Source organism: Chryseobacterium shigense (assembly GCF_014207845.1).
Classification (GTDB): Bacteria; Bacteroidota; Bacteroidia; order Flavobacteriales; family Weeksellaceae; genus Chryseobacterium; species Chryseobacterium shigense_A.
In genome coordinates this window covers 958211-972041 of the sequence record NZ_JACHLC010000001.1, presented here as the reverse complement: position 1 = coordinate 972041, position 13831 = coordinate 958211, and the positions used below count along the sequence as shown (strand labels likewise).

The window sequence follows — 13831 nt, the reverse complement described above, 5'->3', positions numbered from 1 at the left end:
CTCAGGCACTAGAAAATCACCTGATTCAGTAATAATATTTATAAAGAGATATTAATGAACCAAATATAACAATTTATTTTAAAGCACAATAAACTAATTTAAACGATAGAAATCCAATAGCAAAGGCTATTTTTTCAATGTAAATTTTATTCTGAAAAAAGAACTTCTTTACATTACTTCATAAAATATTCACTAATTTTCCACTCATTAATCTAAGTAAACACAATGAAATCTAAAATAGGATCGGCACTTTTTGCTATTTTGTTATTATATAACTGTACATCTAAAAAGAACCTCGATTCATACCGGAACTATAAAACAAAACTGGATACACTAACGCTCTTTGATACAGGCAGAAACCGGAAAATTCCCGTTGCATTCTACAGTCCGGAAACAGATCAGAAGATTCCCGGGCAGCAGGTTGTTATCTTTAATCATGGTTATGGAGCCAATAAAGGCAACGATTATTTCGTTTATTCTTATCTCACCCAAAAACTGGCTTCAAAAGGATATTTTACCGTAAGCATTCAGCATGAGCTTCCGACTGATGAACTTCTTCCTGTGGAAGGTAACCTTCAGGTGGTAAGAATGCCTTTCTGGGAACGGGGTACTGAAAATATTTTATTTGTTTTGAATGAACTTAAAAAGTCCAGGCCTGATCTTGATTATAAGCATCTCACACTGATCGGCCACTCCAACGGCGGAGATATGGTTGCTTTATTTGCCGGCAAATACCCTTCTCTTGTGCACAGGGTTATTACTATGGACAACAGGAGAATGTACCTACCCCGGACTTCCCTTCCCAGGATATATACCCTTCGTTCCAATGATTATCCCGCTGATGCAGGCGTGTTACCATCACCTGAAGAGCAAAAAAAGTACCATATCACGGTACAGCCCACACAGATCAATCACGGGCATATGGATAATAAAGGCAGCGAAGAAGAGAAAGAGATACTGAACAATTTTATTTTAGAATATATTGAAAAACAATAACTTACATACTTATCCACAGCAAATTGTGGATAAGTTGTGAATTTTAACATTAAATTCATGTTTCGTATTAAAAATAGTGCTAAATTTACTATGTAATACAACTGAAATGAAATCTTTTTTTGCTTTTTTCAGCTTTGAAATTGCAATTAAATTTGAAATAAAAATTTAAGCACAGCATTGTCGGCTGTGCTTTTTATTGTTGTCTAATTAAAAAAATGAGATGTATTATCTACTGAATCCGCTTCTAAAGAGCGGATTCTTTTATGATCAGAAAACAGGTTATGCATCCCATCAATAAAACCGGCAGCATACAAAAAATAAAGACTTTAAAATGTCAAAACCTTTTATTTATTTAAATTAATTAGTATTTTTATTGTCTCAGAGACTCCATAGTTCAACGGATAGAATAGAAGTTTCCTAAACTTTAGATCCAGGTTCGATTCCTGGTGGGGTCATTTTATAACTTTCAATTCATTAGACAATAAAATTAATTAAAAGATTGTTTATAACCTAAAGGCGTTATTTCCATTTTCTTTTTAAATAGCTTATTAAAAGACTGCGGATGCTCAAACCCTAAAGCATACGCTACTTCTGAAACTGAAAAACTGGTTCCGGTAAGATATTCTTTAGCCTTCTCGATCAGTTTTTCATGAATATGCTGCTGGGCATTCTGGCCGGTAAGATTTCGCAGCATGTCACTTAGATAATGGGGTGAAAGATTCATTTCTGAAGCCAGAAAATCTACTGTGGGAAGTCCTTTTGTTAATGTTTCCTGCCGGTTAAAATAATTTTCCAGTATTATTTCCATTTTGGACAGCAGATCATTGTTCACCACTTTTCTGGTGATAAACTGTCTTTTATAAAAACGGTTGCTGTAATTCAGTAAAACTTCAATATAAGAAATAATTACATCCTGACTTACTTCGTCAATGGCAGTATTCAGTTCATTTCTGATATTATCCAGCAATCCTGTTATAACTGTTTTTTCCTGGTCGGACAAATGCAATGCTTCGTTGGTATCATAAGAAAAGAAGCCGAATTTTTTGATATTCTTTGCCAAAGGATATGTCCGTATAAAATCCGGGTGAATCAACAGCGTATATCCGCAATATGCTTCATCCACCTCTGTGGAAAGAATTTGTCCCGGAGCTGTAAACATCATACCTCCTTCATTAAAGTCATAGTATCCCTGCCCGTAGCCCATTTTACCATGTTCAGAGAATTTATAGGAGATCTTATAAAAATTCAGATAAAAGCTTCTGTTCAGGAACTCTTTATTAACGATCATTTTCGTATTATCCACCAGGCTTACCAGAGGATGCAGCGGTTTCGGAAGCTGCAACAGATTGTGAAGCTCTGATATGGACGAAATTTTCAAAGGGGTATTGTCTTTCTTTTCCATGATATAAAGTTATTAAATATTTACATTGAAAGGCAGCACAAGTGGGTTTACTTATGCTGCTTCAATATTCAGTATATTTTAGATGAACTGCTTTCCAAACTGCTCTCTGAAAGCTTCATCTCCCAGTTCAAGACGCTGTGCATACAATGCTTTTGCATCCTCTCCTGCTACATATCTCAGCTGTTTCTTACCGTCAGTTGCTGCCTGATACACAACTTCAGCAATCTGTTCCGGTTCGGAAGCAGCTTCCATCATTCCTTCCATACTGGAGAAAAGAGAATTGGTCATTTCTTCATATTCAGGGCTTGTTGCAGCATCTAAGGAACGGCTCACAAAATCGGTCTTAATTCCTCCGGGAGAAACTGTTTTGATATCAATACCAAACTTATTCAGCTCAAAAGCTAAACTTTCACTCCATCCTTCCAGCGCCCATTTTGTTGCATGATAGGTTGAACCTAAAGGAAATGCAATCAGCCCGCCGATTGAGGTGGTGGAAATAAACATCCCGCTTTTTTTCTCCCTGAAATAAGGAATGAAAGCCTGCGTTACACGGATCACTCCAAGGAGATTGGTATCCAGCTGTTTCAGGATCTGCTCATCTTTCAAAGCTTCCAAAGGACCAATAAGCCCGTAGCCCGCATTATTGAAAACCACATCCACATCTCCCAGCTCAAGAGCTTTACTAACTGTTGATTTTATCTGCTCAAGATTGGTAACATCCAGAGGAAGCAGGGTTACATTGTCTAAAGCTGCAAGCTCACCAGCTGCTTCAGGGTTTCTCATGGTAGCAATAACATTCCATCCTCTGCTTTGAAATAATTGGGCAGCCGCTTTTCCCAGTCCTGTTGAAGCGCCTGTTATAAAAATTGTTTTCATTTTGTTCTGTATTAAATTAACAGGACAAAGGTCAGAATTAGTACAAAGTCTAAAGTTGCCAAAATGGATTAACATGTAGCCAAAACGGATTAAATAAAAAAAGACCCGGATCATATGATCCGGGTCTTGTATGTTGGAAAACTACAGTAACAATCAGTGAAACTGTAATTTTTCTAGTACTCTATCTTAAAATTTATAGACAAACGCGTTGATATTCATTCCCGCTCCTACAGAAGCAAATAAAACCACATGCCCTTCCTTTATTTCATGAGTAGGAAGTTCTCCGTTCAGAATCATTGTAAGCAGGCTCGGAATAGTTGCCACACTGCTGTTCCCTAATTTATTAATGACCATCGGCATAATATTCTCAGGCATCGGCAAATCGTAAAGCTGATAAAAACGTTTTACAATGGCTTCATCCATTTTTTCATTGGCCTGATGGATAATAATTTTGTCGAGCTGATCTATGGAATATCCGCTTGCATCCATGCATTTTTTCATAGCGTCTGCAACGTTTACAAGAGCAAATTCGTAGATCTTTCTGCCGTCCATTTTGATATATCTTGTATCTGGGCAGCTTTCATTATTGTATGATTTTCCGAAATAGAGGTAATCTTTTTCATTTAAAGTATAAGAAGCAGATAAATGAGACTGTATACCACTGTCATCTCCACTGATTTCCAGAATGGCTGCTCCTGCCCCGTCTGCATAGATCATACTGTCTCTGTCATGAATATCTACTACTCTTGAAAGGGTTTCTGCACCAATAACAAGGCATCTTTTCGCAATACCTGCTTTAATGAAAGCGTTGGCCTGTATTACTCCTTCAATCCATCCCGGACAACCGAAAAGTACATCATAGGCAACACAGAAATTGTTTTTAATCTTCAGCAGATGCTTTACCCTTGAGGCTAAGCTTGGTACACTATCCGACTGAACGGTGCCAAAACGGACATCTCCAAAATTATGGGCAAATATGATGTAATCAAGTGTTTCAGGATCTATTTTCGAGTTTTCTATTGCTTTTTGTGCTGCAATCAGTCCCAGATCAGAAGTCACCTGATGTTCAGATGCATATCTTCTTTCTTCAATGCCTGTAATTTCTTTAAGCTTTCTGGCAATAATATCATTCGCTTCCTTTAATGACTCTCCGTTTTTATTAATAAAATGATGCTTGTCAAAAAATAAATTTGTAATTGTCTCGGGCGGAATATAATTACCCACACCTATAATCTTGCTTGTCATTAAAAAAGAATTAATTTTTTTTTAAATTCATCTTGTTTTTTTCATGAATCTTAATATTGTACAATAATAACGATAAAATATCTATTAATCGTATGATAAAATGTAATTCAAAATTTATATTGGTATTCACAGCATATAATGATGCTTTAACCTGTCTATTGTTCGCCTTTCAGGATTAATTTTAACAGATACTGAAAACATTCGGGATTCTCTGTTCCCATTTTTTGTAAATTCGCGTGTTTATGGCAGCATATATTCTTGAAAATACAAATATCACTATACTTTCCGTATACGATCTTCTGAAACATACTTCGGGGAGCGCATTTCTGGAGATAAAGGATTTTCGGGACATTTATCCTGCCGCTATAGAAAACAATACCGGGGTTTTTACCAAAAGATCACCGTTAAAAGATTTTCCTGATGTTTCAGTAAGCCAGATAGGAAGCTCCATTGTAAGCACCTGTACCTGTAATAATCCGAAAAATAAACTTTGTGAGCATCAGGCGGAAATCATTCACTGTATTTTAGAGGAAAGGAAATTCAGGACTTTCTTTGATTCGTTTCTCCGTAAAAAGCTGTTTATAGCCAAAGCCAAAAATTACGGTCTGGAAAATGAGCAGGATCTTGACCCATATTTTGAACTGGAATATGTTGATGATAAAATAGAAGTCCGTCCAAAGATTAAAGAAATGTTATCTATTGACGAAGATATTCTCCGGCAGCAGCTTATCCCGCAACGTTCTTCAGTAATTGATGAACTGGCCTTGCAGGATACTGGAAAAAGAAAAATTCTTGTCATTGGAAGACACCGTTATTACAGCCATCTGAACTTTTCACTGATGGAAGCTGATACCACACAGTATGGAAAGATTAAAAACCCGGTAACCCCGGTTGATGCCATGCAGCTGATCTGGAAAGCCGAAGAACCGCAGCATATTAAATTTTACACCGCTGTTTCTGCGTTTCAGAACAATTATAACGAAGATTATAATACAGCTGAACTGGAAGCCCTTAAACTGATCGTACACAACCCTTTTGGGCTGGAAACTTATTATCATGACCGAGAACTGGCTGAAACCGTGTCATCCAAATCCCTTGTTCCTGTACATCTTGAAATTTTACAGGCTGAAATAAAGCTTAACGTATTTAAAAAAGAGCCGTTTTATGAAGTGACCGGTGAACTGGAATTTAATGACATTTCTATTCCGTTTAAAAATGTAATAATCAGGAATGAGTACTTTGTTTATAGCCGGGATACTTTCAGTTTTGTAGATGATCCTGATATGCTGAGGGTTATCAGATTTTTTAAAGCCAACAATGAAATTCTTCTTGTTCATCAGTCAAAATACGAGGCTTTTATGCAGAACGTACTTTCTTCACTGGAAGAACGTATTCATATCAATTACAGCTACATACAGCCTGCAACATCAGTACAGCTTGAAGAAAAAGATCATGACAATGAACGGATCATTTACCTTCGCCAGCAGGGAAATTATATTGCCTTAACCCCTGTTATGAAATATGGGCAGGCAGAAGTTGCCGTATATTCCAGAAAGCAGCTTTTTGGTACGGATCAGAACGGTAATGCATTTAAAATTGACAGAAGTGATGCGGAAGAAGCCCGCTTTACATCTCTTATAATGAAACAGCATCCTGATTTTGAGGCTCAAATGGATGGCTATGATTATTTTTATCTGCATAAAGACAAGTTTCTGGATCAGGACTGGTTTCTTCAATCTTTTGAAATATGGAGGAATGAAGGAATTGTTATATTAGGATTCAACGAGCTTAAAAACACTAAACTAAATTCATACAAAGCAAAAGTCAATATTCAGATTACCAGCGGACTGGATTGGTTTAATGCCAAATTAAAGGTAAGTTTCGGGCAGAAAGATGCTGCTCTGAAACAGCTTCACAGGGCTATCCGCAACAGAAGTAAATTCGTACAGCTGAATGACGGTACACTTGGTGTTCTTCCCGAGGAATGGATCAGCAGGATGAGTGAATTTTTCCGGATCGGGGAAATTGATGCTGAAAGCCTTAAAATCCCGAAGATCAATTTTACTGAAGTATCTTCATTATTTGAGAAGGATATCTTAAGCCATGAGGTACAGGACGAACTTTCTTCCTATTCACTTAATTTCTCATCCGTTAAAGATATTCCGCAGATTCCTGTTCCCGCGGGATTAAATGCAACATTAAGAGATTACCAGCATCAGGGTGTAAACTGGATGAGTTTTTTAGACCGATTTAATTTCGGGGGCTGCCTTGCTGATGATATGGGACTGGGAAAAACGCTCCAGGTCATTGCATTTATTCTTTCTCAAAGAGAAAAACGCGGACACGTAACCAATCTTATAGTTGTCCCGACTTCCCTGTTATTTAACTGGCAGGAAGAAATCCGTAAATTTGCGCCTTCCATAAAAGTAATGACCCATTATGGTGCTGACAGACTGAAAGCTACAGAACATTTTTCTGAACACGAGGTAATACTTACCAGCTATGGAATGCTGCTTTCGGATATCCGCTTTCTGAAAGATTTCCGTTTTAACTGTACTTTCCTTGATGAATCTCAGACCATTAAAAATCCCAATTCGGAAAGGTATAAAGCTGCACGCCTCTTAAATTCAAGAAACAGGATTGTTCTTACCGGAACGCCTATTGAAAATAATACTTTTGATCTTTACAGTCAGCTATCTTTCGCCTGTCCGGGGTTTTTGGGAAGCAAACAGTATTTTAAAGATATTTATGCAGTTCCTGTTGATAAATTTGAGTACGGTAAACGTGCCCGGGAGCTTCAGGAAAAAATAAAGCCCTTCATTCTTCGCAGAACAAAAAAGCAGGTAGCCAAAGAACTTCCGGAAAAAACAGAAATGGTTATCTACTGTGAAATGAATACTGAACAGCGTAAGGTCTATGATGCGTATGAAAAAGAGCTCAGGGAGTTTATTGCAGCCAATGACGATGATGATCTCAATAAGAACAGCATGCATGTTCTGACGGGGCTTACAAGACTGAGGCAGATCTGCAATTCTCCGATACTGCTGAAAGAAGGATATTCCGGTGAGCATGCCGTGAAAATAGAAATACTGATGGAACAAATCCAGAGTAAAACAAAAGACCATAAAATATTAATATTCTCACAGTTTGTAGAGATGCTGGATTTACTTAAAGCTGAACTTGAACACCAGAATATTCCGTTTGAATACCTTACCGGCCAGACTAAAAACAGAGCCAAAGCTGTTAATAATTTCCAGGAAAACGATGAAGTAAGAGTATTTCTGATTAGTTTAAAAGCAGGCGGTACAGGACTTAACCTTACCCAAGCTGATTATATTTACCTGGTAGATCCATGGTGGAATCCTGCAGTGGAAAATCAGGCTATTGACAGAAGTTACCGCATCGGACAAACGAAAAATGTGATTGCTGTAAGGCTGATCTGCTCGAACACGGTTGAAGAAAAAATCTTAAGTCTTCAGAAAAAGAAAAATGAACTGGCTCAAAACCTTCTTCAGACTGACGGAAATGGTATCAGAAAGCTTTCAAAAAATGATCTGCTTGAACTACTGGAATCTGATTTTTTATAAAAATTATTCCCAAAAGAAAACCGACAGATAAAATCTGCCGGCTTAAAAAACAAAAATTGATATGGATATGATTAGATAAGTGTTTATTTTTTAATGATTTTCCCGGAAACTATTTTTTTATCCTTCGTGTAAATCCTGATCAGGTAAGTTCCTGCTGCACCGCTGCTCAAACTGATATTGCCTGATGTTCCTTCCATAAGCTTCTGCCCTGCCAGGTTATAGACTTCATACTTTTCAAGTCCTTCTTCCGTTTTTACCGTCAAAGATCCTGATGTAGGGTTCGGGTATATTTTCACAGAAGATTTCTTCATTACTTCTGATGTTGCCAGATTGGATGCCAATACATTCAAAGTATAATCCTCAACCTGCCCGATGAACCATCCTGAAGGACATGGCAGATTTTCCAGCGTTTCCATCCATGAACTTGATTCATAAGCTTTGACAATTCTGAAACGGGTCTCCCCCAATACTGCATCCACAGGAATTGTTATTGTTCCGGATGTTATTCCAGATTCTTTACCCGGAACAGGATTGGAATTATCAAGGTAGCCCAGGTTGAATACTTCACTCGCATCAAACATATTATTGTGGTTAAAATCAATATAGGCATAAGCTGAAACTGTGGTTTGCCCCTGGGTTCCTCCCGTTATTGTTATCGGGTAAGAATTTCCTCTGTTAGCATTGAAAACGGTACCCGTAAAGTTTTCTATTGCGTCTGAGGTACCGTCTATATTGCTCTCGCGGATAATTCCTGTAAATTCTACTTTTGCAATTTCGCTTACAGTCAGTGTTGTCACGTTTTCAGTACCACAGTATGGCGATGGGAAGACGGTATTATTTCCGGTGATATTTACGGTGTAATCTTCGGTTTGTCCTGCCCGTAATCCTGTATCACAAGCTGTACTGATGGAGTTTGGTGCGTTCGGATCTGAATAAGCTGCTGTATTGGTATTTTTCAGCACCCGCATTCTTGTGGTACCTGATGCTGCATTTACAGGAACTGCGATGGTTCCGTTTATTGTTAGCGCATTAAAGGGGTTTGCTGCTCCCAGTCTGCCGATATAAAAACTCTCGCCTGCATCATCGAAGCTTCCATTCTTATTAAAATCAATAAACACAACAACATCACTTGGAAATGTACTGGACGGGCCTTTTACCGAAATCTGGTAACTGTTCCCTGCCTGAAGATCTGCAGATATTGAAGTGAAATCTTCATATGCCTGAATACTTCCCGATTGTGAACCTGATGTATTATTAATATTCCCAAAACTTACATTGGTAATCATATTGCTGTCTGCACCATATTGGAATACCGGGGTACAGTACTGCGCATTCATCATCATATAGAATATCACCGCAGAAAGAGTAGATAGTTTCTTCATTAATTCTTTTATTTTGTTGAGACAAATTTATATTTATTTAGAATCAATAAAAATAAGAAACGAATGACATTTATCACTTTTTGCAGAATAATTTAAAAATCAGGAAGATAAAATATTCTTTGTTTAAATAAAATACCAATCGACTCGCATTATAACAGTAATGAAAGCGAAATAAATGTCTATAGCAAGTAGTGAAAGATTAAGAAAGCAATAAAAAACAATCCTTTTAGAGAATTTCAGTATAAAATAAAAATTATAGCATAGTGCAAGAAAAATCAGTGGTGTGAACCAAAAGAAATAATCATATTGCAGGAGGCAATATACTGTCAAAAATATAAATGATACTATTAATATTAAATGAACATTTTTCATAAATACATAGTAAATCATGCTCTGGAAAGCTGATCCAGCTTTTTTAACAGTGAGGGTATGCGGTAATTTCCATGCATCTTCTCTACTTCGGGTAATATTTCATCTACATCTGCTCCCTTTGCAGTAAGGTATAACGGAGTTTTACTATCCCCTCTTAATACATTTCTTCTTTGGGAATCCGGTGATGCAAATCCGTTTTTTGCAATACCAATAACTGGATATTTTTGCTCTAAAGCTTCGTAAAGATAACCGCCAAGACCAATTTTACCATCGTTGTCAAGGGTTACATAGCCATCAACTATAATGATATCCCCTTCTTTCAATTCAATTTTCTTTAATAAGCTTAAAATGCAGGGCAATTCTCTTTTATAAAAGGCTCCGCTTTCATATGCTGAAGAAATTTCTGTTTTTTCTGTGAAGATATCCGCCTCTTTTTCTGAGGTCCAGCCTTCAAATGCGATGCATACCGTGTTTGCATGGTCTTCGTAATAATACGTATCAAAGGCGTAGATCATATTTCTTTCAATACTTTAAAAAAATTCACCGAAATGCCAAAGTATACCGGACGGATCGTGTACAAAACATTCTTTTCCCCAATCCATTGTTCTTACAGGGATAAGTCTTACTGTACTATATTTTTCAGTAAGGTTCAGGGTTTGGAGCTCTTTCCAGAATTCATCTGTATTATTTACTTCCATAAAGATCATGGTATTCTCTATCCAGTCTTTGGCATAATAATCCTGAAGATAAAATCCTGTTTCCTGCTTTTTAAATAAGGAAAGCTTAGGTTCAAGAACTATTTCTTCGAATCCGAGATCCCTGTAAAAGCTTCTGCTTATTTCAAAATTCTCAGCTCCAATGAAAGGCCTGATAGATTTTACACCCTGTATCATGATTTTCTGTTTTTCCAGTTATTGTATGTCATTTCAAATTTGATCTCTCCTTTTCCGTGCACTCCGGTTTCCTGCCAGCCGGATTTTCTGTAGAATGTTTCAGCTCTTGTCTTTGGTGAGGTTCCAAGCCATACATCTTCTTTTGTCTGTTCAAAATACCAGTCGAGCATACAGTCGTGAAGCTTTCTTCCAATTCCAAGATTTTCGAAATCAGGATGTACAAAAAGTGCCCAGATATTATTTTCTTTAAGATCTGCAACAGAAAAGCCAACGATCTGTGATTCAGTTTCACATACCCAGCCCTTTCCTCTTTCAAACAGAAATTCATGACAATCTGCATCTGTTACCAAAGCAGGATCTGAAAGGGTATTTTCTTTTACGGAGTTTCTCACTATCTGGATTTGAGGAATATCTTCCGGCCTCGCTTCCCGGATTTTAATAGTATGCATCAGTAAATATATTTAATTTTAATGAAAAAGCCTGCAAAATTAATCTACAGGCTTTATTCTTAAAAAATTGTTTTTATTAATCCAGGAAAATCTTTTTTACTTCTTTGCGGAAATCATCCTGTCCTACTGAATTTCTCAGAGAGAATAAATCTTTTGCATCATTTCCGGCAATGTATTTCATCTGATCTTTGCCGTCGGTAGCTGCTTCGTACACTACTTCTGCAATCTGTTCCGCACTTGAATAGGATGCACGTCTTTCAGGGTTGGAGAAAACCGAGTATATTTTTGCAAATATTTCATCATACGCCTCATGTTTGGATAAATCAAGGCTCCTTCCTGCAAAATCTGTAGTAATTCCGCCCGGAGCGACTGTTTTCACTGTAATTCCGAATGGTGCAAGCTCGTACGCCAAACTCTCACTCCATCCTTCCAGAGCAAATTTGGTGGCATGATATACGGAATTCATAGGGAATGCTACAGAACCTCCGATGGAAGTTGTTGAGATAAACATTCCTTTTCTTTTTTCACGGAAATGAGGAAGGAAAGCCTGTGTTACTCTCATTACACCCAATACATTGGTATTGATATTTCTGAATATCTGGTCTTCATCAGCACCCTCAAAAGGCCCTGCCAAACCGTAACCTGCATTATTAAAAACCAGGTCTACATCATGAGCCGCCAAGACGTCAGAAACAACTTTCTGTACCTGTTCTTTGTCTGTTACATCCAATGCCATTAATTTTACATTGGAAATCTGACTCAGTTCTGTCTCATTTTCAGGTTTACGCATGGTGGCGATAACGTTCCACCCTTTATCTGCAAAAAGTTTAGCAGCTGCTTTTCCCAATCCGGTTGATGTTCCGGTAATAAAAATTGTTTTCATTGTGCTGAAATTTTATAATTGATTTACTGGAATGAATGTTCATTCCAAAATTGTTTAAATTTTTTTATTCTTTTATGGCATCCCAAACCATTCTCAATTGGTGATCCAGGTATTTTTTCCTTTCATTTTCTTTAATCCCAAGCATCCAGCGGACATAGGCTGTCATGGTTCCTGCTAAAAACTGCAGAATGGCTTCTATGCTCATTTTTTTGATAATTCCTTCATCCTGCCCTTTTTGGATCAGTTCTATTATCTGAAGGAATTCTGCTTTTCCTTTTTCTTTTGTATGGCATGAAATAACCGGTGAATTCTGCATCTGGTCCATAAAGGCAAAACAATCAGGGTATTGAAGATTAAAATCTATAAATGCTTTATAATAATCCAGAAATTTAATCTTCAGCGACGATTCATTTGTTTTCCTGGTTATAAACTGAACTTCCAGGTTTTTAATATACAGATAAATAGCATTAATCAGCTCTTCTTTTGTAGGAAAATAATTATAGATGGTACCCATGCCTGTACCGGCAGCTTTTGCAATAGCAGACATAGGTGTAGCCTGAATACCTTTCTCAGTAAGCAATTTCATCGCTGCATTAATTATCTGATCTTTCTTTTCCACCTGACAAAAATAATAAACATTGGAATATTCATTCCAATGTTTAGTGTTAAATTATTCTTAAATATTATTTTTTATCTACTACAATTCTTTCGGGTCTGTTTGCGATCTCCCATGCGGTGGTAAAGACAAGCTGTGCCCTTTTTTCCAGTAACGGATAATCAATTTTATCAGGATCATCTGTAGGTTTGTGATAGTCTTCATGAATACCGTCAAAGAAGAAAGCTACCGGAACATTATTTTTAGCGAAGTTATAATGGTCTGAACGGTAATACAATTGCTCCGGATCTGCCGGATCATCATATTTATAATTCAACTCCAGATTATTTGTCTTCTTATTGGCTGCCTCATTGATGACTTTTAGCTGGGAGCTCAACATTTCAGAACCAATTACATATACATACTGTTTTCCTCTGTTTGCTGCATCATCACGGCCAATCATATCAATATTGAGGTCTACGACAGTATTGGCAAGTGGAAAGACAGGGTTACCGGTATAATATTCGGAACCAAACAAACCGTGCTCTTCACCGGTTACATGAAGGAACAGGATTGATCTTTTAGGACCATGTCCTGCTTTTTTAGCTTCCTGAAAAGCTTTTGCGATCTGCATTACGCCTACAGTTCCGCTTCCGTCATCATCAGCTCCATTATAAACTACCCCGTTTCTGGTTCCCACATGGTCATAATGTGCGGAAATCACTACAATTTCTTCAGGTTTTTCGCTTCCTTCAATAAAAGCAAGGATATTTTCGGAATCGGGAAGGTTTCCGCCTCCTCTTTTCTTCATAAATTCAGCAGGAACTTTCTGATAGTATGATCCTAATGCCTTCGGAGGGTTAATTCCAAGGGCTTTATAATAATTAATCATATACTCACCCGCCTTTTTCTGTCCGGGACTTCCTGTGTCTCTACCTCCCATTTCATCGGAAGCAATCACATATAAATTTTTCTTTAACTCATCGGCCTTAATCGTTTTATAGGCAGCGAGAAAAGCTTTGTCTGATTTTGCAACGGATGATTCCCGCGGAACAGTTCCTTCGGAAGTCTGCGCTGTTCCGCAACTGGCTGTTACAGTCAGAGCCAACAACGGGATAAGTATTTTTGTCATATGATAATAATTTGCTTAA

General features: G+C 37.4%; 12 protein-coding genes and 1 tRNA gene. 3 read left to right on the top strand and 10 right to left on the bottom strand.

Features of this window, described 5'->3' with window-relative positions:
* The first annotated feature begins 225 nt into the window (after positions 1–225).
* Positions 226–996 (top strand): alpha/beta fold hydrolase, encoded by a 771-nt coding sequence (locus HNP36_RS04395; protein WP_184160031.1) that lies wholly within the window; start codon positions 226–228, stop codon positions 994–996.
* A gap of 383 nt (positions 997–1379) precedes the next feature.
* A tRNA-Arg gene (locus HNP36_RS04390) sits at positions 1380–1451 on the top strand.
* A 32-nt stretch (positions 1452–1483) separates the two neighbouring features.
* Here HNP36_RS04390 and HNP36_RS04385 read toward each other — a convergent pair.
* The 3 genes from HNP36_RS04385 to HNP36_RS04375 form a co-directional block, all read right to left on the bottom strand.
* Positions 1484–2398, bottom strand: a complete 915-nt coding sequence (locus HNP36_RS04385) for a helix-turn-helix domain-containing protein (protein ID WP_184160033.1) — start codon at positions 2396–2398, stop codon at positions 1484–1486.
* 78 nt (positions 2399–2476) lie between these two features.
* Positions 2477–3274 (bottom strand): SDR family oxidoreductase, encoded by a 798-nt coding sequence (locus tag HNP36_RS04380; RefSeq protein WP_184160035.1) that lies wholly within the window; start codon positions 3272–3274, stop codon positions 2477–2479.
* A gap of 186 nt (positions 3275–3460) precedes the next feature.
* Positions 3461–4519, bottom strand: a complete 1059-nt coding sequence (locus HNP36_RS04375) for a 3-oxoacyl-ACP synthase III family protein (protein ID WP_184160037.1) — start codon at positions 4517–4519, stop codon at positions 3461–3463.
* Between the two features lie 242 nt (positions 4520–4761).
* On the opposite strand from HNP36_RS04375, the gene HNP36_RS04370 reads away from it, so the two are divergent.
* Complete coding sequence (locus HNP36_RS04370) at positions 4762–8106, top strand: DEAD/DEAH box helicase (RefSeq protein WP_184160039.1); 3345 nt, start codon at positions 4762–4764, stop codon at positions 8104–8106.
* A gap of 83 nt (positions 8107–8189) precedes the next feature.
* Here the strand turns inward: HNP36_RS04370 and HNP36_RS04365 are convergent, their stop codons facing one another.
* From HNP36_RS04365 to HNP36_RS04335, 7 genes are all read right to left on the bottom strand, one after another.
* Positions 8190–9488 (bottom strand): T9SS type A sorting domain-containing protein, encoded by a 1299-nt coding sequence (locus HNP36_RS04365; RefSeq protein WP_184160041.1) that lies wholly within the window; start codon positions 9486–9488, stop codon positions 8190–8192.
* Positions 9489–9874: 386 nt separating this feature from the next.
* Positions 9875–10375: an endonuclease V gene (locus HNP36_RS04360; protein ID WP_184160043.1), complete on the bottom strand. Its 501-nt coding sequence runs from the start codon at positions 10373–10375 to the stop codon at positions 9875–9877.
* A gap of 15 nt (positions 10376–10390) precedes the next feature.
* On the bottom strand, positions 10391–10753 hold the full coding sequence (locus HNP36_RS04355; RefSeq protein WP_184160045.1) for a VOC family protein: 363 nt from the start codon (positions 10751–10753) through the stop codon (positions 10391–10393).
* Complete coding sequence (locus HNP36_RS04350; protein ID WP_194304106.1) at positions 10750–11202, bottom strand: GNAT family N-acetyltransferase; 453 nt, start codon at positions 11200–11202, stop codon at positions 10750–10752. The genes HNP36_RS04355 and HNP36_RS04350 overlap by 4 nt, the downstream gene beginning before the upstream one ends.
* 76 nt (positions 11203–11278) lie before the next feature.
* On the bottom strand, positions 11279–12085 hold the full coding sequence (locus HNP36_RS04345; RefSeq protein WP_184160047.1) for an SDR family oxidoreductase: 807 nt from the start codon (positions 12083–12085) through the stop codon (positions 11279–11281).
* A 64-nt stretch (positions 12086–12149) separates the two neighbouring features.
* On the bottom strand, positions 12150–12704 hold the full coding sequence (locus HNP36_RS04340; protein ID WP_317168950.1) for a TetR/AcrR family transcriptional regulator: 555 nt from the start codon (positions 12702–12704) through the stop codon (positions 12150–12152).
* Positions 12705–12768: 64 nt separating this feature from the next.
* Complete coding sequence (locus HNP36_RS04335) at positions 12769–13812, bottom strand: M28 family metallopeptidase (protein ID WP_184160051.1); 1044 nt, start codon at positions 13810–13812, stop codon at positions 12769–12771.
* Positions 13813–13831: the final 19 nt, after the last annotated feature.